This is a genomic window from Candidatus Formimonas warabiya, assembly GCF_002777255.1.
In the GTDB taxonomy this organism is placed as follows: domain Bacteria; phylum Bacillota; class Dehalobacteriia; order Dehalobacteriales; family Dehalobacteriaceae; genus Formimonas; species Formimonas warabiya.
Window position 1 is genome coordinate 6,214,880 of the sequence record NZ_CP017634.1, and the last position, 24,421, is coordinate 6,239,300.

A 24,421-nucleotide genomic window follows, 5' to 3' on the forward strand; every position below is an offset into this window, starting at 1 on the left:
AAGGAGTGCTTTTCTATATTGGCAAAAGACTGATCGCTCTGATCCCTGTATTACTAGGCGTGAGCATTTTAACTTTTTCCATTATCCATCTTGCTCCCGGAGACCCGGCTCAGATTATTTTGGGGCCGAAGGCTACGGAAGAGGCTCTCCGCCAGATGAGAGAAGAATTGGGCCTTAATCTCCCCATCTACCAGCAATACCTGAATTGGATGGGAAATATCCTGCGCGGAGATTGGGGGCGGTCCATTCAGATGAAAATGGACGTATTGCCTCTCATTTGGGGGCACTTCGGCGCCACCATTATTTTGACGATGGTCAGTGCGGTCCTTGCTTCCCTGGGCGGGATTGTTTTTGGGGTGACCGCCGCCAGCAAAGGGTATACATTTGTGGACCGGTTTTTAATGGTGCTTTCTCTGGTGGGTTTTTGCATTCCTGTGTTTTGGCTGGGTGTGATGCTGCAGATTCTGTTTGGACTTCATTGGGAATGGCTGCCCATTTCCGGCATGAATTCCCCCGGACAAACCGGATTTTTTGACATGATCAGTCACTTGATCCTGCCCGCTGTCAGCCTGTCTGTGGGGTCCGGCGCCATCATTGCCCGGATGACCAGGTCCAGCATGCTGGAAGTTTTAGAGCAGGATTTTATTCGAACTGCAAAAGCCAAAGGCTTGAGAAGATGGAAGGTGGTATATCGGCATGCCCTCAAGAACGCCTTTATTCCCATCTTAACCGTGATCGGCATGGAGGTAGGGTTTCTTTTGGCCGGCGCAATTCTCGTGGAAACAGTTTTTTCCTGGCCGGGAATTGGAACTTTAATGGTAAAAGGAATTCTAGCCCGTGACTTTCCGCTGGTGCAAGGGATTGTGCTTTTTGTTGCCACGACTTATGTGCTGCTAAATTTGGTGGTCGATATTTTTTATGCCTACCTGGATCCCAGGATCAAATACAACTAGGAGGTGGGGCAGTGCGCCGGAAAGAAAATGTGGCGCCGGAGGCCCGGAAAGGCGGCCCTTGGGCGGATGCCTGGAAAAAGCTTCGTGGGGACAAAGCCGCTCTTGTGGGGGCATTTGTTCTGATCGTGATTATTGGGTTAGGTATTCTGGCCCCGGTGTTGCCGATCGCTGATCCTAATAAACCTGATCTTACCCTGCGGCTTTCCCCGGTGGGATTTTCGGGGCACTTCTTAGGTACCGACGAATTGGGCAGGGATCTGCTCAGCCGTTTAATCTGGGGAGGACGTGCTTCTGTGGCCGTGGGTTTCTTGGCCGTAGCGACGGCTTGCTTTTTCGGCACTATTTTGGGTTTGCTTGCCGGTTATTTTCAAGGTTATTTTGACACTTTGATCATGCGTTCGATGGATATTTTAATGGCTTTTCCCTACGTTTTACTGGCCATTGCCATTATTGCCGCACTGGGTCCGGGCCTCATGAACACCATGGTTGCCATCAGTATTGTCGGCATACCATATTATGCCAGGATCGTGAGAGGAACAACTTTAACTTTTCGGGAAATGGAGTTTGTCATGGCAGAAAGGGCGATGGGGGCAGGGCATTTCCACATTGTCTTGCGCCATATTTTACCCAATTGTCTTCCTCCCTTGATCGTGGCGGCCAGTTTGGACGTTGGCTGGATGATTCTGGCAGCCTCCGGCATGAGCTTCTTAGGACTTGGTGCCCAGCCCCCCCTGGCGGAATGGGGTGTGATGTTAAGTGAAGGGAGAAAATATATTCGGGTAGCCCTGCACACCAGTCTTTTTCCCGGCCTGGCCATTTTCTTGGTCGTGATGTCCCTGAATCTTTTAGGAGACGGTCTCCGGGATGCCCTGGATCCTAAGACAAATAAAGGAGTGGATTAGCGTGACATTTTCTATTGTCGGTTTTGACCCGGAATCGGGCGAATTGGGGGTAGCGGTGGCATCCAAATTCCTGGCGGTGGGAGCTTTTGTCCCTTTTGCCAGAGCAGGGGTGGGAGCGGTGGCCACCCAGTCCCTAACCAATTCGGATTATGGTTTATTAGGCCTCGAACTGCTTGCTTCCGGTGGGACACCGGAAGAAGTGCTGAGACAGATTCTGAAAAATGACCCTGATTTTGCCGTTCGCCAGGTGGGGATGGTGAATGCCCAGGGAAAAAGCGCCACGTTTACCGGGGAAAAGTGCTTTACCTGGGCCGGAGGCATTGCCGGACCTAACTTTGCTTGTCAGGGCAACATCCTTGTGGGGGAAGAAACAATAAAGGCGATGGTAGATTGTTTTCAGGCCGAAAAGGGACATTTGGCCCAGCGCCTGCTCCACGCTTTGCTGGCTGGTGACCGGGCCGGCGGAGACCGGCGGGGAAGGCAATCCGCCGCGATCCTTGTGGTAAAAGAAAAGGCGGGTTATGGAGGACATGACCGGGCGGTGGATTTGCGCATTGATGATCATCGGGATCCGATTCCGGCTTTAATAGGCTTATATCAACTGCATAAATTATATTTTGAGCCGCCCCGGCCGGAAGACATTTTAAGAATCGACGCCATACTGCGCCGGACGCTGGAAAACCATTTGCGGGATTTAGCGTATCTCCAGGAGGGGCCGGTTTCTGATGAAAAATTTTACGAGGCGCTGAACAGCTTTCAACTTATGGAAAATTTTGATGAACGGATCCTGGAAAATGGGTATATAGATGTTCAGGTGGTAAACTATCTGGAAAAAATGGTGCAGGGACAAAGGGGATAAACATGGAAGAACTGTTAGAGGTAAAGGATCTCACGGTGTCTTTTAAAAAAGGCAGGAGATTTGTCCCGGTGGTGGAAAACCTAGGTTTTGGGATGATCAAGGGAGAAACTTTGGGGATCGTGGGGGAGTCTGGATGCGGAAAAAGCGTCACGGCCTTATCCATCATGGGGCTTTTGCCAAAAGGGGCCGCCCGCGTAGAGGGTAAAATCAGATTTAACGGTAAGGATCTCCACCAGTTTCGGGAAGAAGAGTTCTCCCGCCTGAGGGGACAGGAGATAGCAATGATTTTCCAGGATCCCTTGACATCTCTGGATCCGGTCTTTTCCATCGGCAGTCAGTTGATGGAAGGGATTAGCGAACATACCCGGTGCCGGAAAAAGGAGGCGTTTTCCCAAAGCGTAGAGATGTTGAGAAAGGTGGGTATTCCCAGAGCGGAAGAAATCATGGATGAGTTTCCCCACCAATTGTCCGGAGGTATGCGCCAGCGTGTGATGATTGCCGGGGCCATGTGCTGTCATCCGGATCTTCTGATCGCGGATGAGCCTACGACAGCTTTGGATGTGACGATTCAGGCCCAGATTCTGGACTTGATGGGGAGTTTGCAGGACGAATTCAAAACGGCCATTATTTTAATTACCCATGATATGGGTGTCGTGGCAGAAATGTGTGACCGGGTCATGATTATGTATGCAGGAAAAATAATGGAAGAGGGAAGTGTGAAGGACATTTTCCGGGATCCGAAGCACCAGTATACCGTGGGGCTGATGAATTCTATTCCCAGCAAAGGAGAAGGAAAGAAATATCTCTTTTCTATTAAGGGAACAGTTCCTTTACCCGAGGAAATGCCTGCAGGATGCCGTTTTGCTCCCCGTTGTGAGGCAGCGCAGGCCCAGTGCCTGTATCATCAACCACCTAGAGTAGAAATAGGGCCGGGACATTTTACCAGCTGCTGGCTCTATTCTTAGAAGGGTAGGGAACTTTTATGGATGATAAGGTGAGAAAACCCGATCTCTTGATCGTAAAAAATTTGAAAAAATATTTTCCCGTAAAAAAAGGCTTTTTCCAAAGGATTGTGGGGGATGTAAAAGCCGTCGATGACGTTTCTTTTACGCTACAGGATGGCGAAACCTTTGGTTTAGTAGGAGAGAGCGGATGCGGAAAATCAACGACAGGGCGGACTGTGCTCCAATTGTTGCCGCCTACTTCCGGAGAAGTTTGGTATCAGGGCAAGGATTTGACGAAAATGAATTTTAACCAGCTGCGCCGGATCCGTGAGGATATTCAAATGATTTTTCAGGATCCCTATTCTTCCCTGAATCCGAGAATGACGATTCGGAAAATTCTCCTGGAACCTTTTGTGATTCATCATAAGTACAGCAAAAAGGAGCGGGAAGAACGGGTAGACCGGGTTCTTGAAGTGGTTGGTCTAACCAGGGCCCATGGGGATCGTTATCCCCATGAGTTTAGCGGGGGTCAGCGGCAAAGAATAGGGATTGCCCGGGCCCTGATCTTTCAGCCTAAAATTATTTTTGCCGATGAGCCTGTTTCCGCTTTGGATGTGTCCGTTCAGGCCCAGGTATTGAACTTGATGCGGGATTTGCAGGAGGAGTTTAAACTGACCTATCTCTTTATTGCCCATGATTTAAGTGTGGTCAAACATTTTTGCACTCGAATCGGGGTGATGTATTTGGGCAGGCTGGTAGAATTGGCGGCAAAAAGGGCAATTAGTGATCTCCCCCTGCACCCTTATACAAAGGCTTTGATGTCTGCTGTCCCGGTACCGGACCCGGAAGTGAAGCGGCACCGCATCATCCTAACGGGGGATGTACCTAACCCTCAGAATCCGCCTTCCGGTTGCAGTTTTCATCCCAGGTGCCAGAGCTGCTTTGACAGGTGTAAGGAGGCAAGGCCGGAGTTAAAGGAAATTGCTTCAGGTCACTATGTCGCGTGCCATCTGTACGGGTAATGATAAGCTGACGGATCGGGAGAGGAAGGCTATTGGGTTAGGAATATTTTTGGACGGTAAACAAAATTGAGGAGAATTGAAAATAAGAAAACCGGTACTTGGATGGAGTACCGGTTTTCTTTCTTATGTGCCCGGCATGGGCACGTATTTGGCACTAAAAGTCTGCTATGAGTTCAGGCTATTTTTCTGTTTTCAAATATTTGACCAGAATCGCGCAAGCTTCGCCTTTTAAGGCTTTCGTTTGGGGATTGAAGTTGGCGCCGTCCCCGCTCATGATACCCAGTCCGCTGACAATGGCCACGTAGCCTGCATAGCCTGGCGTAATCTTTGCCGCATCCTTAAAGTCAACCTTGTAAATATTTAATGTGGCATATTTGTCGCCTACCATAGTACGGGTGAGGTACTTAGCCAATTCTTCCCTGGTGACAGACGCGGAAGGATTCATTTCTTTTGCCGTGATCAGGCCGGATTGTTTTGCCTGCTGGTAATAGCTGTCATACCAGTTTCCTTCCGTAGAATCCGTGAGGTAGCTGTTTGTTGATTTCACTAAAGCTTTCATGATTTCGGCTTGAGTAATCTCCCCATTGGGTTGGAAAAGACCGTTCTCATAATGCAGTAAACCTAATTGGTTTAGCGTGTTGATCGCTTGTTCTGCCCAATGGCCTTTAATATCCGTAATCTCCGAAACATTGTGATCTTTGACCGGTTCTCCGTCAAAGCCGATCATTTCGCCGCTCTGGGCGTTGAAACGATAGCTTTCCAGAGGCGCAAGCTTATAAACCAGTCGTAAATTCTGATCCTTATCTTTGGAGTAGACTAAGATCATGTGATTTTCGGCAAAAAAGTCAGCAGTAAACTGGGTCTGATCCAACACCTGATCGGTTGCGGGAAAATCCAGGTCTAAAAAGCGGATCCGGAAACTGCTGATTTTCCCTGTGTAGCTGTCCACCGTAGCATTGACATAATTTTGGCTAAAAGGAATGCCGTCGACTAACCGTTCATAAGGGAAAAAATAATTGGGCTGATTGTTGTCGTCCTGAGCCGGATAAGGCCTGACATAATTGTCGGTTTGTGCTCGCAGGTTGCCCACAACTTCAGGATAATTGTCCTCCAAAAAACTGGTGACTAGTTTTTCTGCTGCGGATTTACTTTTGATTTTAAGAGACCTTTGATCCAATGGTACGCTGCTATCAATGGGATTGTTGTTTTCACTAAAATCAAAGGCCAGGACTTTTCCGGTTTTGGCATCAATCTCGGCACTGGCCCAGCCATAATGGTCTTTTTCTTCCCGGTTCCACTGGAAGGACCAGATTCTAAGTTCCGGAAAATCCCAATCTTTATTGAGACTGGCCCCGTTTAACTTGAAATTGTCCGGGACGCCGGCCGCTTTTTTGGCAATCTCTAAGGCGCTTTCTTTGGAAATCAAGCCTTTTAATTCATCGGCAATTCTTTGTTCAATGGGTGATAAGGCCGGTTTTTGGGCATCATTGGCTGCTTCGCCGCCCCCCATCATGCTCTTGCGGTCATAATAAGGGCCGTAATAGTCATCTTGCACAATTTCCCCGCTGGAAGCATCAATGGCGACCTGATAAGGGTTGTTGATTTCATAAATCGTCATAATGGGCTTGCTGGTGGTCCCGCTGGTTTGAGGCTTTAAATATTTTAATTCAAAACCGAATTTTTCTGTGAAGATCTTTTCTGCCTCCCCCAGGGTCAGCTTGGGCGTTTTAGCCGTAACATTGATTTTTTCCCAGCTCACATTGAAACTGCGTACCTGACCTGTTTGGCCGTTGACTTCCACGCTGATATTGTTGGCCGGATATTCCACTCCGTTAATCACGCGGTTAAAGCTGTACTGATGAAATACAGGTCCACCGTAGGATGTTTCGTTATTAGGTTTCAGAATAATTTGATTTGCTTTGGAAGGCGCAACCTTTTTGATGAAATTAAGGGCGATGCTTTCCCCCTCTTTCCGGGATATTTTTGGAATGCTGCTGTATTTTCCCGTATAATCCTGGGGGTCATAAGCGTTATACCCCGCTATTTCACCGCTATCCGCATCAACCCTTACATTGACCTCACCATCGCCTTTGTTGTTATACCAGCGCAGTGACCAGACATTGGCATATTCGTTCTGTTCATAAGTGGAGTCAAACTGGTCAAGGGACGAGGAAATTTGGAAAAGGCCTTTCGCAATCTCGATGGCTTTTTCCACTTGGATCGGGGCATTGCTCGGCTCTTGAGCAATAGAGGCCAGAGGCACGGTAGCCAGAATCAGTCCCATGATGATGAACAGGGCAAGAGTCTTTTTCATTAACTTTAATCCCTCCCGATATGATTTACTTATATAGACTAGTGGATGGGCACAAAAGTTTCCATCAAAATTATTTTTGTGAGAATATTATAAAGTTTCCTTTTACTTTTGGGCGGGATTCTATAGTATAATTTTTCTGTTATTGATCTTAAAATAGGACGAAAGGCAAATTTGTCCGGGAGGAAGTTATGTTAAAAGCAATCGTACTCTTTATTTTAGCCGGATTGGCTGAGATTGGCGGGGGTTACCTGGTTTGGCTATGGCTGAGGGAAGGCAAACCTCTCTGGTATGGTTTCATTGGCGGGCTGATCTTAATTGTTTATGGTGTGATCCCAACCTTACAGCAGTTTCCTAATTTTGGCAGGGTATACGCTGCTTATGGCGGCGTATTTATCCTGATGTCATTATTATGGGGATGGGGTGTGGACAATAAAGTACCGGATATTTACGATTGGATCGGCGCGCTGGTGTGCTTGGTCGGAATCTCCATTATTCTGTGGGTGCCGCGAAATTAGAAACCGCCCTGTTCTTCTGGCTGTGGGAGTCTTTTTCACAGTCAAAATTTTCGCTTTTCCCTGCTAAAATGGCCCCGGTTTGATGGAAAAAGCCCTCCCGGAGTAGTTTATTGATGCTACCAGAGGAGGGCTCTCTTATCTTTGGACCCGGAATCCGGGTCTTCCTTCAAAAGTTTTCGTACAGCTCCATCAGAATAATATTCATCTTATATCTGGGCCTGATAATCGATGGCCAATGTGGTAGGTTGGCCTGAAGCCAGGGACCGGTAAGCTACCCTTTTAAAGCCTGAATAGACCAAGGCAGGGAGTAGTATCACGGTGTTGGGAAATGATGCGTCAAAAAATTCCTGGGGGGTATAAGTGAGGCCGTCATTGCTATACTGAATTCCTACGATGGCGGTATTTCCACCTGTATTATGGATAGTGAAGCTGACCTCGGTCATTTGAGAGGTATCTCTGGCCACGGAATACTGAAACGAATCTGTCGTGGTCACATCTTCATGCCCGGATTCCACCGCATGCCCGACAATTGTTACCGCTGCAGGAAGGTCGGTCTCATACTTAATGGTCAGAACAGGTTTCTGGGCGGCGGCATTGCTGCTGACAAAACTTTTCGTTTCCAGGGAGGCACTTTCCCCTGTTCTCAATTCCAAGCCGTTATTGGCCAGACTTCCGGTAGACCATCCGTTTACCAGGCTTAAAACATTCCAGGAGTAAGGTCCGGTAACGGTAACATTTGCAGTCGTGCCGGCGATGGCCTGATTGATAGCCGGCTGGTTGTTCCAGGTTACGGTGGCGCCGCTCCAATTGTCTGCTACTGCATAAGGGGTAATAGAGGCGATGGTTCCTGCACCGCTATAATCGAAATTCATCTCAAGTGTTAACTGGGCAGATGTAATGGAAGCCCCGGATGGGATAGAAGCAAGATCAAATTTTAATAGGGAGCGGTACAGGATCCCGTCTGCCAGTTTTCCCACCAGCAGGACAGGGGAACTCCCATAATTAAGGGTAGGCTGAAATGAATCGACGAATGAATCATCGATGGCCGGCAAATTGATCGTAGCCATCATGATCATCTCCTTTCTCCTGAAAATCTGATAGCCCGTACTGCATCATATGCTTTGCCTATTTAAAATATGAACATAATACCGGCAATGATTCTTAATTTTACCTTAAAATTCATTTTGCCGGATGGGCTGCTGTTGCGGAAAGAACACAGTGCACCTAAAAAGAATTTTCTCTCTCATGGAGCGTATAGAAAGAGGGAAAATGGGGCTGTCTGAAAGGATTACTTTGAGACAGCCCCCGTTAAAAGAAGATTCCGCCTATGTCCGGGCCAGATAGTCGATGGACACTGTGGTAGGCTGGCCAGGATTTAAAGATTTGTAGGACAGACGTTTAAATCTTGAATAAAAAGAGTATTGCACGACTGTCGTAATATTTGGCGCTAATCCGAAGGTATACTCCGTCACAAAGTTGATACCGTCATTGCTATCTTCAGCCCCTATCGTTGCCGTGTTTGGACCTGTGTTGCTGACGACAAAGCTGACTGCAGTCATTTGGGAGGTATCTCTGGCCCCGGAGTACTGGAACGAATCTGTCGTGGTCACATCTTCATGCCCGGATTCCACCGTACGCCCGGCAATTGTTACCGCTGCAGGAAGAATATCGGTCTCATACGCAATGGTCAGAACGGGTCTCTGGGCGGCGGCATTGCTGCTGACAAAACTTTTTGTTTCCAGGGAGGTACTTTCCCCTGTTCTCAGTTCCAAGCCGTTATTGGCCAGACTTCCGGTGAACCATCCGTTTACCAGGTTTAAAACATTCCAGGAGTAAGGTCCGGTAACGGTAACATTTGCAGTCGTGCCGGCGATGGCCTGATTGATAGCCGGCTGGTTGTTCCAGGTTACGGTGGCGCCGCTCCAATTGTCTGCTACTGCATAAGGGGTAATAGAGGCGATGGTTCCTGCACCGCTATAATCGAAATTCATCTCAAGTGTTAACTGGGCAGATATAATGGAAGCCCCGGATGGGATGGAAGCAAGATCAAATTTCAATAGGGAGCGGTACAGGATCCCGTCTACCAGTTTTCCCACCAGTAGTACTGGGGAGTTCCCATAATTAAGGGTAGGCTGAAATGAATCGACGAATGAATCATCGATGGCCGGCAAATTGATCGTAGCCATCATGATCATCTCCTTTCTCCTGAAGATCCCATAGCCTGTACTGCATAATATGAGTGACATATTTAAACTGTGAATTATTCTTATCATTCTCATCGATTTTTTTATTTTATTTTGAACTGTCTGGACATTTTTTTTCGTGCCAGGTAAGAATCCGATCGCCGGGGATGATTCTTAAGCCAGGGAACCCTTAATTGACAGGAGCAGAAGTTATTTTTTGCGCATATGCTCCTGCCTCTTCGCCCAGCCCCATCTGACTTAACTCAGGCACACAAGGAAAATGACAGGAAACAGGCTCCTGTCATTTTTCTTCTTTTACTTTGTCTAAAGGGATCATTAAAACTCCGCATTTTTGGGGGTGCGCGGGAAGGAAATCACATCCCGAATATTGGTCATTCCGGTCAGATACATGAGCACCCTTTCAAACCCCAGGCCAAATCCGGCGTGTTTCGTCCCTCCATATCTTCTGATGTCAAGATACCACCAATAATCTTCTGTTTTCAACCCCAATTCTTCCATTCTCTTTACCAACACGTCCAGCCGTTCTTCTCTTTGGCTGCCCCCGATGATTTCACCCACTCCGGGAACCAGCAGGTCCATGGCAGCAACCGTTTTGTGATCGTCATTCAACCGCATATAAAAGGCTTTGATTTCTTTGGGGTAACCTGTGACAAACACAGGTTTTTTAAACACTTCTTCCGTCAAGTACCTTTCATGTTCGGTCTGCAGGTCTTTACCCCAGTCAACGGCATATTCAAAGGGCACACCGGATTTTTTTAAAATATCAACAGCCTCTGTATAGGTGATCTGGCCGAAATCCGAATTCACCACATTTTCCAGGCGTTCCAACAACGTCTTGTCAATAAAATTGTGGAAGAAGGCCATTTCTTCCGGGGCATTTTCCAAAACGTAGTTGATCACATATTTGATCATTTCTTCCGCCAGGTGCATGTCGTCGCTCAGGTCGGCAAAAGCGATTTCCGGTTCAATCATCCAAAATTCCGCAGCATGCCGGGGTGTATTGGATTTTTCCGCCCGAAATGTAGGGCCGAAGGTGTATACGTTTTTAAAAGCCATACTGTAGGTTTCTACCGCTAATTGGCCGCTTACCGTCAGACTGGTTTCTTTGCCGAAGAAGTCCTCGGCAAAATTCACATTTCCGGTCTCGTCTTTTGCCATGTTGCACAGGTCCAGCGTAGAGACCCGGAACATCTCGCCGGCGCCTTCGCAGTCACTGCTTGTAATGATGGGGGTGTGCACATAGACAAATCCTTTATCCTGGAAAAACTTGTGAATGGCATAGGCCAAAATTGATCTTACCCGGAAAACGGCAGAGAATGTATTGGTCCGGGGCCTTAAATGCGCGATGGTACGGAGAAATTCAAAGGTATGTCTTTTCTTCTGCAAGGGATAATCAGGCGCACACAAGCCCACAATTTCCACTTTTTCCGCTTTCAGCTCGAAAGGCTGTTTGGCCCTGGGAGATTCAACCAAAGTTCCTTCCACACAAATGGCGGAGCTGATGGTCAGTTTCGCTACATCAAGAAAATTATCCAGGCCTTCGTCAAAAACGATCTGCAGATTGCCAAAAAAAGTACCGTCATTGATTTCGATGAAACCGAATGATTTAGACACCCGTAATGTTCGTACCCAACCTTCAATTCTCACTTTCTTATCTAAAAAATGATTTGTCTCTCGAGACAACTTTTTTACTGACGTTGGTTCCATGGTAACAGATCCCTCCAGGTTATTTTTCACAAAGATTTTTCCTTAAATATAATTCCCTTTTTTCTGTTTTTTACCTGCTTGCTTTCCCCTGAAAAATAGAATGGGCCCAATAAAATCCCATGATAAAAGTATCATCAAGCCTTTTTGGAGCATGACGTATCAAAAAATAGTATTTTAGTGAAAAAGAACAAAAAATCTCTACAAAAAAGATTGAAATTTGTCTGTAATTGTATTATTATGCAGGTGTTAACATATCGCAAAAATCGAACGAGAAAGGCAAAATCACCGAAAGGTGATGACGCAAAGCTAGAGGGGCTAAGGAAATTTTCTATGCTTGCCAGCTGCCGAAAATGATTCTCCGGGGATTTTTGTGAAAAATCAAAGGAGGAAGTGATATGTTTTTTGTTGCACATTTTTGGGAAGGGGTCTTGGGCGTTCTTTTATTTATACGCACCCACATGAAACATAGGGCACATGTATACCTGGTTCTAAAAAGGGAGATTTGTAACCGTTTTGTCTGTTCCAGGCCTTTTTGCCTGGAATTAAGGATTTTTTCATGTGGGGAGGTTTCATGATGTTACATGATATTATCAAAAAGGTGGAAGAAATCAATTACAGAATTTCGGAAATTTCCAAAATTGACTACATGGGTTTAAAAGGCATCATTATTTTAAACGAGAATAACGAGTCTTCCGGAGTGATTCTGTTATCTGACCGGCGGGAGATACAATTTAATATTTTAGCTTCCGGACAATTAGCCGCCTATCATGAGTCAAATCAAAAGATCGTTTCCGGACTCCGTACGAAAATCCTGGATCTCATGAAGCTAAGAAAACAAAGAGATACCCTGTTTCGTGAGTTTATTTTGCAGACGGACGATCCGTCTATGAAGGACGATATTACCTATTCTTTAGAGCTTCTGTAGAAGATTTATTTAGGAAAAAGATGAAAATGGTATCATCACTTCGTCTGGCGAAATAGTTCTTAAGTATTCCTCCGACAAAATAAAATTACCCTAAAATCAAGAGTGATCCTCTTGATTTTTTTACGCTGCTATCATATAGTAGATTACAACAGTAATGCACTATATCACCCTAAAGGATAAAGGAGGTGAAGCCGTGATACTGGATACCGACGGGATGAAGCCAATATACGTGCAGATTGCCGAGTGGCTGGAAACGGAAATATTATCCGGAAATATTGGGAGCGATGAAAAAATCTATTCCCAATATCAACTGGCAGATATGTTTAATATTAATCCGGCAACCGCTGCCAAGGGGCTGAATATTTTGGCGGATGAAAATATTGTATATAAAAAGCGCGGTTTAGGTATGTTTGTATCACCAAATGGTAAAGCCATGATCCTGAAGAAACGCAAAAACCAAACCTTGAAGAAAATGATTTTCGAGCTGGTGAGGGAAGGAAAGCGTTTAGGTGTGAGCAGAGATGAATTAATCGATATGATTGAAACAGCCCCAAATCAATGGGAGGAGGAAGGATCGTGAATGTAATCGAGTGCCATGGGCTTACCAAGGCGTATGGAAATTTAAAAGCGGTAAATGACCTGTCTGTAAATATTCAAGAAAACAAAATAACCGGTTTGATTGGCAGGAACGGAGCAGGAAAAACAACGCTTCTAAAATTAATCGCCGGTTTTCTACATAAGACTTCAGGTGAGGTGTTTGTCTTTTCGGAAAGACCCTTTAACAGCATCAAAGTTTCGGCAAATATAATCTTTGTAGACGACCATATGATGTTTCCGCCCTCTTTAAATCTGGATGAGATCGTGGATTTTGCCGGCTCTCTTTACGAAAACTTTGACAGAGAAATTGCCGGGGGTTTGCTCAAGTATTTCGATTTGAAGCTGGCCCAACCGCATAGCAGCCTTTCCAAGGGGATGAAAAGCACCTTCAATTCCATTCTCGGCATTTCCGCCCGTTGTGCCTTAACCATATTTGATGAGCCGACGACAGGAATGGATGCTGCCATCAGAAAGGATTTTTACCGGGCGCTGCTCAAGGACTATATGGCATATCCCCGGACCATGCTCATTTCCAGCCACCATCTTAATGAAATCGAGGATTTGATGGAAGATGTCCTGCTGCTCCATGAGGGAAAAGAACGTCTGCACATGCCGATTACCGACCTTGCGGAACTGGCTGTCGGTCTAAGGGGGAAATCGCATATGATGGAAGAACTGGTCAAAGATCAAGAAATATTTCATCAAGAGAGCTTGGGGAAAGACGACGTGTATCTTGTGGTGAGGAATAATTTGGCCGGGGAAAAACTGCAAAAGGCAAGAGGGGCAGGCGTAGAGATATCGCCGGTGTCCTCTGAGGATCTCTGTGTTTACCTTACTGCCAAAACCAAAGGAGGAATCGACCATGTCTTTGACAGAAACTAACCTTCTCTTTGTGGCAAAAAAACAGTATTTTTATAAGCTAAAAGCCTATGTCGGTTTATTTTTTGGTCTGGCAGTGATTCAATTGCTGGTGTTTGGCTTGTCGGGGGGCCGCATTGGCATGGAAGGATCCTCTAGCGACTACGTAAGCTTTCAAGTATACAGGTTTTCCAGCGAAGTGATCATCAGTACCACAATGTTGTGGGCATTGACGGTGGCAGTGATCCTTACCACAAAATCATACAGAGATGTAGACTTTACCTTCGTATCCAATCGGATCAGCAGCAATCTTTCCAATATTGGATTTTTGCTGACCGCCGGGCTGGTGGGCGGGGTTACGGCTTCACTGTACGGTCCGCTGGTAAGGGTGATGATGTATTTTTCCGCAGGAAGTCACAACATCATCAGGGAAAATTTTTTTATGACACCAAGGGAACTAGTTGTCGGTATGAGTGCCGCTGCTCTTTATATCATTCTTTTCAGTGCTTTGGGCTATTTTCTGGGCATGTTTGCCCAGGTGCACAAAATCTGCCTGGCTTTTCTGCCTGTGTTATTCCTGGGCGCATTATTTCTGGGAAATATTACCCAGAGTGAAGCAACCCTATTCGCTAAGTCTATTCAGTTTTTTGGCTACGAAAAATCTTTTCTTCTATTTACGGTAAAAATACTGCTTACTGCCGCCATATTGTTCACTGGAGCCATCATTTTCTCCAACAGAGTGGAGGTGAGAAAATGAGTATAGTTCTTTTTTTGCTGCTCCTCCTGATCATGGTAATTCTCTTTACCCTGGTGGTGATCTCCAAAAGCAAAGTGCTTTTGAGGGGAAATTATCTCCGCCGGAGCTGGGTAAAATGGATTTTTATCCTTTACTGTACGTTGTTGGGCGTCAGTGTAGCCGTATTTTATCTGATCCCGGATAAAGGTTTTTTGTCTCCCTTATCAGACCGCCAAATAGATGAGGAGCTAAAGCGTTCTCAGGACATGCTTCAGGTTGCGAAAGAGCATAGATTAGATAAAACCCCCGGTATCCATCTCCTTGGAAAAAAGAACATCATTTATACAGGAAAGGAACTGGAATTAGTGTCTCCCCATGGAAACGATTTGAATCTGCAAATTATCGTAGAGAGAAAAGATGAGCAGGATGATACGATCGAGGCCTTTTGTTATGCGGGAAAAAACCTATTAAACAATATGGACTTCTCCGAGAGAATCAAATCGCCCCAAATGGAGCTCTCAGGAAAAAAACTGCAGATTAAAAAACCGGACCCTTATGAAATCAGATTAAGCCGGTTTGAAAAAGATTTTACCGTGACTCAATTTTTGGACCAAAGCAGTCGTTATCTCGATCACGGGCCGAGCATGATGTGGCAACAGAGCGTACTTTATCTGCGCATTCCCTCGGACGTCCAAATTAAAGATACAGGATTGGATATCCAATTTATCGGGGCAGACTGATCGGAAAAGGCAAGACGCTCCCTGATACTTCTTTCCTTATTCTTGCAGATCTAATTTTTAGGTTTCCTTTTCTCAGTATGGGGCAAACCCTGAACAACCGTTGGGTTGCGCCCATAATTCAATTCAAGAACTGTCCCCGAATTTACTAAGTTTGGCCGTATTGCTTCCTAACCAGCGTTTGAGGAGCGGGGGAACCAGAAAAAGAATAAAGAAAACCCGGAAGATTTGGTAGGCGGAAATCAGGGAAAGATCTCCCTGTACCTGGATGGCGGTAATGCTCATCTCCGATATGCCGCCGGGAGCGGTGCTCAAAAAGGCATTAACCAGCTTTACTGAATGGAACATACTAAGAAGTTCTCCCAAGACAAGGGAAAATAGCACTAGGAACAGGCTGCCCATCAGAGTAAAGGGAAGCATCCTTTTCCAGTTGCTGAGACCGGCCAGTTGCATTTGTTGCCCCATATAAGCGCCCATAAAAAGCTGTGCTACTATGACCAAGAGCCTTGGTACCTCCGGCCCGGTCCCCCCAAACATGTTCAGGACCGCAGTCCCCAAGATGGGTCCTGTTAAAAATGGAGTGGGTGCTTTCAAACGCCAGGCCAGGAAAGTAGCAGCCAAAGCAACCGCAGCATAAATGGCCAATCCGGCAGGATCCACCGGAGTAAAAGTCCAGATGGAATGGGATGCGCCGGCGGCGTTTCCCGGGGCAGTATTTCCGGAAAGGCCATGGATCACCAAAAAAGGAACAACAAAGACCACGGCGAGGAGGCGAAAGGTCTGCAAAAAAATTACGCCGGAAATATCTACTCCTTTTATTTCCTCAGTTAAGGCTACCATTTGGGTTAAACCCCCGGGGATACTCCCCAGAATACCGGTGGACAGGGACATGCCTGTTCCCCGGGAAGTAAGATAAGCAATGAGTAAGCTGAAAAGGACGGTAGCCATGGTACAGATAAACATGGCCGGTAATTGCCTGAAGATTTGTACGGCGGCAACCGGTGAAAAAGAATTGCCAATGATATACCCCAGAATGACGAGAGCTGTGTTGCGGATTTCCACCGGCCACCAGAGGGGGCGCTTTAACAACTGTCGCCAAACCATTACCAAGGACAATGGTCCAAGCATCCAGGGAAGCGGGGTGTGGATGAGTTGAAAAAGAAGTCCTCCTGCGCACGATACTAGTAAAGTTTCCCCAAAGCGGGCCCACATAAAATCACCTCATCAATATCATACCACGTATTGATGAAAAGGTAGTGAAAAAAAAGCTGTCATCTATAATGAGAAAAGCAGAATGAAAAATCATTCTGCACCTGAATTTATGTGATAACTTGAAAATGATGAAGGAAATTTCCTTGCCGCCTACCGGTAGCCGGCATCTTCCTCGGCTCGAAAGGGTGCGGACCGTTACGCTTAGGGAAGGAAGATCATCCTGCCTACTTGCGGGTAGTTGGGATTAAGCCCGGGATTATAGCGCAGGATGTCTTTCACAGTAGTATTCCTCAGTTCGGCCAATCTCCATAGAGCATCGCCGGGCCGGATGGTATAAGTCATAAAGCCCATGGGACTAGATAATGCCGGCCCCGCCGCCCGGGGGAGACTGATGATCTTGCCTACTTGCAGAGAGTTGGCGTCGAGCCCTGGGTTGTAAGATAATATGGTCTCGATATTGGTCCTGTTCCTATGGGCAATTTCCCATAGGGTATCGCCGGGTCGAATGGTATACTGGGTGAGACCAAAAGTATAGGGCTTTGAGGAAGGCGGCCGAATCCCCGGAATAAAGATGACCCGGCCGACTTCCAACCGATTATCGTCCTTTATTTCCGGATTAATTTCAATTATTCCATCTAAACTGATATTAAACCGCTGGGCTATTTGTCCTAAGGTATCTCCAGGCTGAATGATATAGGAAATTGATTCTGTAGGACGTCTGATGGGCATGCTAAGCATCTCTCCTAAAATTATTTTAGTTGATATACAATATTCACTTGGCCTATGATATGTTAATATTCAATTCAGGGACGGTTCTTGAATTGAATTTCCTTGCCATGACTTTTATTCAATTCAAGAACCGTCCCTGAATTGAATAGTCCCTGAATTGAATAAAAGTTTTTATTTCCTTTAAAATTATTTGTGATATAATTTATATAATAATTTAATACAACCTTTTAGGTGTCCTTTGATAGGGAGAATAGGGAAACCGGTGCGATTCCGGTGCGGACCCGCTGCTGTAAACGGAGACGATTCCCCCTTTAATGTCACTGCAGTTGAGAAGATTGCGGGAAGGCGGGGGAGGAGGATGACACGTAAGCCAGAAGACCTGCCTAAATGTCAGCTGCTGCCTGGGGAAGGGCAGGCTGGTTCAAATTGATGCGGATTGGTGGAGCGGGTACCATCCCTTAGCTTGGAAGCTAAGGGATTTTTTAATGAGGAAAAGGAGGAACAACTTTGAGTAAAGCTTTGATTATCATCAGTCACGGAAGCAGATCCCAGGATGCTGTGGCGGCATTCACAGAAATTGTAGATTTGGTTCGGGAGAAAGGGGAATTCGACCAGGTCGCCGGGGCCCACATGGAACATAGCAAACCTTCCATACCCCAGGCGATTGAACAGGTGGCCCAAACCGGCGCTCAGGAAATTGTCTTTGTTCCTTATTTTCTTTATGAAGGGATCCATATTAAAGAAGATATTCCTCATCTCCTTGATGAAATTTCCCGGGATTATCCGGATATCCGGTTTAAATTGGCCAAACCGATCGGGGTAGAACCGGTCTTAGCAGGGATTCTGGTCGACCGGGCGAAAGCTGTTGAATAAGAACGGAAAGAGTGGACAGAAGATGGACATTGTGGTTGTCGGCGTCAGTTATCAAAATACACCGATAGATGTCAGAGAAAAGCTCTCTTTTTCGAAAAAGAAATTGGAGAGTGCTTATGAACAATTAAGTCATTTATTAGATGAGGTGGTGATTCTTTCCACCTGCAACCGCAGCGAGATTTATGCTGTCTGTCCGGAGGGCACATCTTCCATCAGCCTGTTGAAGGATTTTTTTGCCGGTTTTCATGGCTTTCATCATCAAGAACTTACCCACTATTTTTATATCAAAGAAAACAGGGATTGTGTGGAGCATCTTTTTCTGGTCACCGCAGGGTTGGATTCTCAGGTGTTGGGGGAAGACCAAATTTTGGGGCAGGTGAAAGAAGCCCATGAAACTGCTTTGGAAAAACAGGCCACGGGCCGGGTATTGAATAAACTTTTCCGGGACAGCATTACCTATGGGAAAAAAGTGCGCCAGGAGACGAGAATTTCTCAAAATCCTACATCTATCAGCTATATTGCCGTGCAATATTTAGCGAAACAAATGGAGGATGTTTTGGGGAAAAATCTTCTTCTGGTAGGAGCAGGTAAAATGAACCGTTTGGCCCTGACCTATTTAAAGGACATGGGTTTTCACCAGATTTTTGTGGCGAACCGCACCTGCCAAACGGCGGAATCCTTGAAAGAGATCGCCCCCGGCCTGGAGGTCATCGATTTTCACCAGATTGAAGAATATCTGCCTCTTTGTGATGTGGTAATCAGTTCTACCGCTGCGCCCCATCTGGTGCTTAAAAAAGAAAGAATTACCCGGTACAAAAAAAACAGTATCTTTATCGATCTGGCTGTGCCCAGAGATATCGACCCGTCTATCGCCCAGCTGGAGGGAATTACCCTGATCGATTTGGATGACTTAAAAAGGGTTCAGGAAGAAAATTATGAGAAGAGGCGTCTGGCCGGCGAGGCAGCGGGAGAAACGATCCAAAACGGCATTACGGAGTTTTATCAATGGCTCCAGTGCATTCCTTTGTTTCCGGTGATTAAACAAATTGAAAACTACCATGAGCATGTGCTGAACCGGGAGATGCCTAAATTGATCGGGCGGTTGAAAAACACGGACGATGAAGCTAAAATTGCCGTCTTGTTAAAAAGTTTTGTCAAAAAAATATACTCCCCGCCTTTAATCAGATTAAAACAGTTTTCCGGCCTGGAGAAGCCGGAAAATTTTGCGGAGATTTTGGAAGCCATGTATAAGGAGGAGACCGTGTAATTTGAAAAAATACTATCCTCTGCTGGTAGACTTAGATCAGGTAAAATGTTTGGTGATCGGGGGAGGAGCCGTTGCTTACCGGAAAGTGCTCTCCCTGAAAGAATCAGGCGCCGCGGTTACCTTGATTAGTCCCCGGATCCTGGAACCGCTGGCCCAGATGGGGGATCAAGGGGAAATAACCATTCTGAAACGAAGATATCAATGGGGCGATTTGAAAGGATTCCGTCTGGTGTATGTAGCTACCGATGATCAGGAGGTAGGCGTCCAGGTTTGTAATGAAGCCAAGGACGAGGGTATTTTATTAAATATGGCGGACAACCCTTCCTTAGGTAATTTTATCGTGCCGTCTAAAATACAGCGGGGAGATTTATCTTTGTGCATTTCCACAAATGGGAAAAGCCCCCTGCTGGCAAAAAAAATCAGACAGGAGTTAGAGGTGCGTTACGGCCAGGAATATGCAGACTTTCTCCGTTTATTGGGGCAAGAGCGGGAGGCGGCCCTGCGGGAAATTCCCGATGGGGATAAACGGAAAGCGTACTTTGAGGCGTTGGTGTCTTCCGATCTATTAGATTTGATGCGGGAAGGACGAAAAGAAGAAATCAGTGAGCGGCTGGCAGAAATCCGGAAAAAGTTGGAATAGAGGCTAAATTTATGGTTAGGCAAACGGGAGGGATAAAAATGGATCAACCTTGTACCGCGTATTTGGTGGGGGCAGGCCCCGGTGATTATAAATTAATCACTTTGAAGGCTGTGGAGTGCTTAAAAAAAGCCGACGTGGTGATTTATGACCGGTTGGCAAACAAAAGGCTGTTGGATTTTGCGCAGGAAGGTGCGGAAAAAATTTTTGTCGGTAAAGAGTGCAGTTTTCACTCTCTTCCCCAGGAGCAAATTAACAGGTTGATTGTGAAGAAGGCCAAGGAAGGGAAGACAGTCGTACGATTAAAAGGCGGAGATCCTTATGTTTTTGGGCGGGGAGGGGAAGAAGCGGAAGAACTCCGCAAGGAAAACATTCCTTTTGAAATTGTGCCGGGGATCACTTCCGCCATATCTGTTCCTGCTTATGCAGGCATACCCGTAACCCACCGGGATTTTGTTTCTTCTGTCCACATTATTACCGGACATGAAAAGCCGGAGAAAGATTCCTCTTGGCTGGATTACAAGGTACTGGCAAAACTCCAGGGGACGTTAATTTTCCTGATGGGCCTGTCAAATTTAAGCAATATCTGCAAAAATCTTATGGAGTGGGGAAAGCCGGAAGATACTCCCGTGGCCGTGGTTTCGAAAGGAACTACCTCTGCCCAAAAAAAAGTGGTTGGAACCCTTGCTGATATTGAGGAGAAAGTAAAAGATGTCCATTTGCTTCCTCCTTCCATCATCATTGTCGGCCAAGTGGTCAATCTTCATGACCGGTTAGATTGGTTTGACAAGAAGCCTTTATCGGGGAGAAGAGTATTAATTACCCGCACCAGAACCCAGGCCAGCGTCCTGGCGCAAAAAATCGAGGATCTGGGGGGAGATGTTTATTCTTTTCCCACCATTAAAATCGTGGAACCGGACGACTTTGACGCTATTGATGAAAAGCTTTCTCAGGCTGGGACATACCAGTGGATTGTTTTTACCAGCGTCAATGGCGTGGAGGCCTTTTTTGCCCGCATGAAAGCGCGTAAACTAGATATTCGTTCCCTCCAGGGCGTCAAAATGGCTGCCATTGGTTTTGCCACCGGGAAAGCCCTGGCGGAGAAAGGAATTATTCCCGACTTTATTCCGGCAACATACCAGGCGGAAATGCTGGCCGCCGGATTAAAGGAACAGATTCAGGCCGGGGAAAAAGTACTGCTTCCCACGGCCGATATTGCCAGAAAACTGTTGCAAGAAGAATTGATCAAGCACGGCGCCCTGGTTGACAAGCTGGACCTGTACAAAACGATTCCCGGAGAAGGAAAAAGAGAATTTCTTTTGGAATGGCTCCAAAACAAGGAGATCGACATTGTCACCTTTACCAGTTCCTCCACCGTCCGGAATTTCGTGAAAATTTTGGGCGAGGAAAACCGGCCGCTGCTCCAGGGGGTAAAAATTGCCTGCATCGGGCCGGTAACCCGGGCCACTGCAGAGGAATTAGGCTTGGAGGTGGCTGCGGAAGGGAAAGAGTATCATATTGAAGGGTTAATTGAGGCAATCTTGGAAATGGAAGGCAGATCATAGGAGAGAATTATGTTTTATATCGACCAATTTGTCTATGCCAATAAAATGCGTAGGTATCACCCGGGGGAAAGAGCTGTTTTTTCCTTTGTCACCATGATCATTTGTCTCACGGCAAAGAGCCTTCTCATTGATCTGCTGGTGATCGGCATCATGGTGGGGATGTTGGTTCTAAAAGCCAAGATTCCCTGGCCGGTGGTTTTAAAACTGATGTCGGTGCCCATGAGTTTTTTGGTCATTGGTGTGCTTACCATTGCTCTGTCTTTCGGCAGGACTGATTTTGGCATGGCGGCAAGTTTCCCAATAGGCGGGTATTATTTGGGGGTTTCCCAAGCAGGCTTAAAAACTGCCGGGCTCATTTTTCTTCAGGCCTTGAGCTCTGTGACCTGTTTATATTTTTTGGCTCTCACTGTTCCCATGATTGAATTGATTTTTGTGCTGCAATCCTGTAAAGTCCCCGCTCTGGTGATCGAGCTGATGATGCTGATTTACCGCTTTATTTTTGTCTTTGTGGAAACAGCCTTTAACATCTATACCGCTCAATCATCCCGCTGGGGATATTGTAATTTTAGAAGGTCCCTTTATTCCTTTGGTATTCTCTTTGCCAATCTGTGGGGAAAAGTATTTTTAAAATCCCGGGCTTTGCTGGACAGCTTAATGTCCCGGGGCTATGAAGGAGAGCTTAAGGTTTTAAACCCCAGGTACACATGCTCTTGGGGAAATATCTTTGTTTTTTGTTTCATTGACTGCGGCTTGGTGATGCTAGCGCTGATTTAGGGAGGCCTACCTGTGACGGATTTTATTTTAGAGGCAAACAACCTGGAATTTTCTTATTTAGACGGCACCAAGGCGATCAAAAATTTATCGATCAATATTGTGCGCGGAAAAAAAGTTGCTCTGGTCGGGAATAACGGGGCGGGAAAAACCACCCTTTTTCTTCACTTTAATGGGGTGCACCGGCCCAGTAAAGGGGTGATCAGGTTTAAGGGAGAAAAAATAGACTACAGCAATAAACAATTAAAGGAATTGAGAAAAAGCATTGGTATTGTTTTTCAGGATCCTGATAACCAGTTGTTTTCCGCCAGCGTTTATCAGGATGTGTCTTTCGGACCGATTAACTTAGGTTGGCCGGAAGCAGTCGTGCGGGAAAAAGTGGAACAAGCGATGCAAAAGACCAGTACCTGGAGTATTAAGGACAAGCCGACCCACTTTTTGAGTCATGGACAGAAGAAAAGAGTGGCCATCGCGGGAATTCTGGCCATGGAGCCGGAAATCATTATTTTGGATGAGCCCACGGCAGGTTTAGATCCGGTGGGGACAGGTCAAATGATGCAGTTACTGGACCAGTTTAACCAGACAGGAGCAACGGTGATCTTAACCAGCCACAATCTTGATGAGGTTTATGCCTGGGCAGATGATATTTTTGTCATGGAAAACGGCAACATTATTGCCCAGGGGAATCCGGAAGAAATATTTCGCAATGAGGAAGTTTTGCGACGGGCAAATCTGGTCAAACCGTGGGTGCTGGAAGTTTATGATCATTTGGTGGCAAAAAATATGATTCGGCACCAACCCCAGTCCCCCAGAAACAGGGAGCAATTAAAAAATTTGCTGGGTTAAAAGAAGGATATCACCCGAAAAGCCCTTTGGGCTTTTTTAAGTTAATTCTGACTGAAAAGAGTCTTTCTAGACTCACAGAAAAGGGTGTGTTTTCCAAAGAGGGAGGTGGATCAAAAAACCATGAGCGGATACCCGGAACCGAGGAAGTCAAATTTTTCAATGCTTACGCCCGGTTTATCGGCTCATGATGCATATTCAGTTTTTTTTGGGATATTTGGCATAAAAATTGCAAAAGCTTACGCAGAGATTGTTTTTTACCTGGTTCTGAAACCAACATATGGGGGGTGGATCGCATAGATCGCGCGGACTCTAAATTCGTGTAGCCGGGTGTGACTCCCGGACTCCCCGCCAAAAAACAAAGTTCAGCGTATCTTTTTTTTTGGGAGGAAGAAAATTGGTTTATTCATGGACGCCTGTACAAAAACAAAGACTGAAAGAATTGAATGCCGATGAAGAGCAGCAGGAAATGCTGTTTGAAAATAATGAAAAACGGGACCGGGCTTTTCAGGAATTGGAACAGAAACTGGTCAAAAAAGGGAAAGAGAGATTACAAGGATTAAAGGACGAGAGAAAACGACCGGCTCTTTCTATATTGGAAAGTAAATTGGTAGATGCTTTAACGAAAGAGGGTTTTGTGCAAGTTGTCACGCCCATTATTCTAGCGAAGGGCTCCCTGGCGAAAATGTCCATTCATGATGAGCATCCTCTGTTTTCTCAGGTGTTTTGGCTTGATGAAAAAAAATGTTTGCGTCCTATGCTGGCGCCGAATTTGTATGCCCTGTGGCGGGAACTGTTACGGTTATGGGAAAAGCCCATCCGGATATTTGAAGTCGGTTCCTGCTTTCGCAAAGAATCTCAGGGCGCGCATCATTTAAATGAGTTCACCATGTTAAATGTCACGGAATTGGGACTCCCTTTGGAGAAGCGGCAAACCTGGCTGGAGGAAATGGCTGCTTTGGTGATGGAAACTGCCGGCATCGACCATTACGACCTGGTCAGCGAAACCTCTGTGGTTTATGGCGACACCGTTGATGTGGTGGCAGGGATCGAATTAGGATCCGGTGCCATGGGACCCCACCCTTTAGATGATAACTGGGGAATTATTGATCCCTGGGCTGGAATTGGCTTCGGATTGGAACGTTTACTCATGGTGCGCGAGGGCGGCCAAAACATTCAAAGAATGGCGAAAAGCATTACCTATTTAGACGGTGTGAGGTTAAACATTTAGTGAATGCTGTTAACTGGAGA

24 protein-coding genes and 2 riboswitches are annotated in these 24,421 nt (G+C 46.2%); of the genes, 18 read left to right on the forward strand and 6 right to left on the reverse strand.

Annotated elements, in window-relative coordinates; genetic code table 11:
- Window positions 1–5: 5 nt before the first annotated feature.
- Genes DCMF_RS27995 through DCMF_RS28015 form a run of 5 tightly spaced genes read left to right on the forward strand, consistent with a single transcriptional unit; the run spans window position 6 to window position 4,680 of the window.
- A complete protein-coding gene (locus DCMF_RS27995) occupies window positions 6–953 on the forward strand; it encodes an ABC transporter permease (RefSeq protein WP_148137495.1) in 948 nt (315 codons plus the stop codon).
- An 11-nt stretch (window positions 954–964) separates the two neighbouring features.
- Complete coding sequence (locus DCMF_RS28000; protein WP_236860139.1) at window positions 965–1,855, forward strand: ABC transporter permease; 891 nt, start codon at window positions 965–967, stop codon at window positions 1,853–1,855.
- A 1-nt stretch (window position 1,856) separates the two neighbouring features.
- Window positions 1,857–2,714: a DUF1028 domain-containing protein gene (locus DCMF_RS28005; protein WP_236860140.1), complete on the forward strand. Its 858-nt coding sequence runs from the start codon at window positions 1,857–1,859 to the stop codon at window positions 2,712–2,714.
- Between the two features lie 2 nt (window positions 2,715–2,716).
- Complete coding sequence (locus DCMF_RS28010) at window positions 2,717–3,679, forward strand: ABC transporter ATP-binding protein (protein ID WP_148137498.1); 963 nt, start codon at window positions 2,717–2,719, stop codon at window positions 3,677–3,679.
- A 17-nt stretch (window positions 3,680–3,696) separates the two neighbouring features.
- Window positions 3,697–4,680, forward strand: coding sequence for an ABC transporter ATP-binding protein (locus DCMF_RS28015; protein WP_148137499.1), 984 nt, complete (start codon window positions 3,697–3,699; stop codon window positions 4,678–4,680).
- A 178-nt stretch (window positions 4,681–4,858) separates the two neighbouring features.
- On the opposite strand, the gene DCMF_RS28020 is transcribed toward DCMF_RS28015, so the two are convergent.
- Window positions 4,859–6,994 carry an S-layer homology domain-containing protein gene (locus tag DCMF_RS28020; RefSeq protein ID WP_148137500.1) on the reverse strand — a complete coding sequence of 712 codons (2,136 nt, stop codon included), beginning with the start codon at window positions 6,992–6,994 and terminating at the stop codon, window positions 4,859–4,861.
- Window positions 6,995–7,182: 188 nt separating this feature from the next.
- On the opposite strand from DCMF_RS28020, the gene DCMF_RS28025 reads away from it, so the two are divergent.
- Window positions 7,183–7,509 carry a YnfA family protein gene (locus DCMF_RS28025; RefSeq protein ID WP_148137501.1) on the forward strand — a complete coding sequence of 109 codons (327 nt, stop codon included), beginning with the start codon at window positions 7,183–7,185 and terminating at the stop codon, window positions 7,507–7,509.
- 206 nt (window positions 7,510–7,715) lie between these two features.
- Here the strand turns inward: DCMF_RS28025 and DCMF_RS28030 are convergent, their stop codons facing one another.
- From DCMF_RS28030 to asnS, 3 genes are all read right to left on the reverse strand, one after another.
- Entirely contained in the window at window positions 7,716–8,579 is an 864-nt protein-coding gene (locus tag DCMF_RS28030; RefSeq protein ID WP_214658960.1) for a DNRLRE domain-containing protein, read from the reverse strand.
- A 255-nt stretch (window positions 8,580–8,834) separates the two neighbouring features.
- Window positions 8,835–9,698: a DNRLRE domain-containing protein gene (locus tag DCMF_RS28035; RefSeq protein WP_214658961.1), complete on the reverse strand. Its 864-nt coding sequence runs from the start codon at window positions 9,696–9,698 to the stop codon at window positions 8,835–8,837.
- A 330-nt stretch (window positions 9,699–10,028) separates the two neighbouring features.
- Window positions 10,029–11,420, reverse strand: a complete 1,392-nt coding sequence (asnS, locus tag DCMF_RS28040) for an asparagine--tRNA ligase (protein ID WP_148138109.1) — start codon at window positions 11,418–11,420, stop codon at window positions 10,029–10,031.
- 265 nt (window positions 11,421–11,685) lie between these two features.
- Window positions 11,686–11,769, forward strand: a riboswitch (cyclic di-GMP riboswitch).
- A 222-nt stretch (window positions 11,770–11,991) separates the two neighbouring features.
- Here asnS and DCMF_RS28045 point away from each other — a divergent pair.
- The 5 genes from DCMF_RS28045 to DCMF_RS28065 all read left to right on the forward strand — a co-directional run bounded on the left by DCMF_RS28045 (window position 11,992) and on the right by DCMF_RS28065 (window position 15,276).
- The gene (locus DCMF_RS28045; RefSeq protein WP_148137504.1) at window positions 11,992–12,345 is read left to right on the forward strand and encodes a hypothetical protein; all 354 of its coding nucleotides are present in this window, start codon (window positions 11,992–11,994) and stop codon (window positions 12,343–12,345) included.
- A 193-nt stretch (window positions 12,346–12,538) separates the two neighbouring features.
- Window positions 12,539–12,925 carry a GntR family transcriptional regulator gene (locus DCMF_RS28050; protein WP_236860141.1) on the forward strand — a complete coding sequence of 129 codons (387 nt, stop codon included), beginning with the start codon at window positions 12,539–12,541 and terminating at the stop codon, window positions 12,923–12,925.
- On the forward strand, window positions 12,922–13,824 hold the full coding sequence (locus tag DCMF_RS28055) for an ABC transporter ATP-binding protein (protein WP_148137506.1): 903 nt from the start codon (window positions 12,922–12,924) through the stop codon (window positions 13,822–13,824). The genes DCMF_RS28050 and DCMF_RS28055 overlap by 4 nt, the downstream gene beginning before the upstream one ends.
- On the forward strand, window positions 13,805–14,557 hold the full coding sequence (locus DCMF_RS28060) for a hypothetical protein (protein ID WP_148137507.1): 753 nt from the start codon (window positions 13,805–13,807) through the stop codon (window positions 14,555–14,557). The genes DCMF_RS28055 and DCMF_RS28060 overlap by 20 nt, the downstream gene beginning before the upstream one ends.
- The gene (locus tag DCMF_RS28065) at window positions 14,554–15,276 is read left to right on the forward strand and encodes a hypothetical protein (protein WP_148137508.1); all 723 of its coding nucleotides are present in this window, start codon (window positions 14,554–14,556) and stop codon (window positions 15,274–15,276) included. The genes DCMF_RS28060 and DCMF_RS28065 overlap by 4 nt, the downstream gene beginning before the upstream one ends.
- 123 nt (window positions 15,277–15,399) lie before the next feature.
- Here the strand turns inward: DCMF_RS28065 and DCMF_RS28070 are convergent, their stop codons facing one another.
- Window positions 15,400–16,485 (reverse strand): AbrB family transcriptional regulator, encoded by a 1,086-nt coding sequence (locus DCMF_RS28070; RefSeq protein WP_148137509.1) that lies wholly within the window; start codon window positions 16,483–16,485, stop codon window positions 15,400–15,402.
- A 201-nt stretch (window positions 16,486–16,686) separates the two neighbouring features.
- Complete coding sequence (locus DCMF_RS28075) at window positions 16,687–17,214, reverse strand: LysM peptidoglycan-binding domain-containing protein (protein WP_214658963.1); 528 nt, start codon at window positions 17,212–17,214, stop codon at window positions 16,687–16,689.
- A gap of 212 nt (window positions 17,215–17,426) precedes the next feature.
- Window positions 17,427–17,615: riboswitch (cobalamin riboswitch) on the forward strand.
- A gap of 106 nt (window positions 17,616–17,721) precedes the next feature.
- Here DCMF_RS28075 and DCMF_RS28080 point away from each other — a divergent pair.
- From DCMF_RS28080 to pylSc, 7 genes are all read left to right on the forward strand, one after another.
- Window positions 17,722–18,087 (forward strand): sirohydrochlorin chelatase, encoded by a 366-nt coding sequence (locus DCMF_RS28080; RefSeq protein ID WP_148137511.1) that lies wholly within the window; start codon window positions 17,722–17,724, stop codon window positions 18,085–18,087.
- A 22-nt stretch (window positions 18,088–18,109) separates the two neighbouring features.
- The gene (gene hemA, locus DCMF_RS28085) at window positions 18,110–19,354 is read left to right on the forward strand and encodes a glutamyl-tRNA reductase (protein ID WP_148137512.1); all 1,245 of its coding nucleotides are present in this window, start codon (window positions 18,110–18,112) and stop codon (window positions 19,352–19,354) included.
- A 1-nt stretch (window position 19,355) separates the two neighbouring features.
- Window positions 19,356–19,994: a precorrin-2 dehydrogenase/sirohydrochlorin ferrochelatase family protein gene (locus DCMF_RS28090; protein WP_214658964.1), complete on the forward strand. Its 639-nt coding sequence runs from the start codon at window positions 19,356–19,358 to the stop codon at window positions 19,992–19,994.
- 38 nt (window positions 19,995–20,032) lie between these two features.
- On the forward strand, window positions 20,033–21,556 hold the full coding sequence (gene cobA / locus DCMF_RS28095) for a uroporphyrinogen-III C-methyltransferase (protein WP_148137514.1): 1,524 nt from the start codon (window positions 20,033–20,035) through the stop codon (window positions 21,554–21,556).
- A 9-nt stretch (window positions 21,557–21,565) separates the two neighbouring features.
- Complete coding sequence (gene cbiQ / locus DCMF_RS28100; protein WP_148137515.1) at window positions 21,566–22,330, forward strand: cobalt ECF transporter T component CbiQ; 765 nt, start codon at window positions 21,566–21,568, stop codon at window positions 22,328–22,330.
- Between the two features lie 12 nt (window positions 22,331–22,342).
- Window positions 22,343–23,173 carry an energy-coupling factor ABC transporter ATP-binding protein gene (locus tag DCMF_RS28105; protein ID WP_148137516.1) on the forward strand — a complete coding sequence of 277 codons (831 nt, stop codon included), beginning with the start codon at window positions 22,343–22,345 and terminating at the stop codon, window positions 23,171–23,173.
- Window positions 23,174–23,567: 394 nt separating this feature from the next.
- A complete protein-coding gene (gene pylSc / locus DCMF_RS28110) occupies window positions 23,568–24,401 on the forward strand; it encodes a pyrrolysine--tRNA(Pyl) ligase large subunit (RefSeq protein ID WP_148137517.1) in 834 nt (277 codons plus the stop codon).
- The last annotated feature ends 20 nt before the right edge of the window (window positions 24,402–24,421 follow it).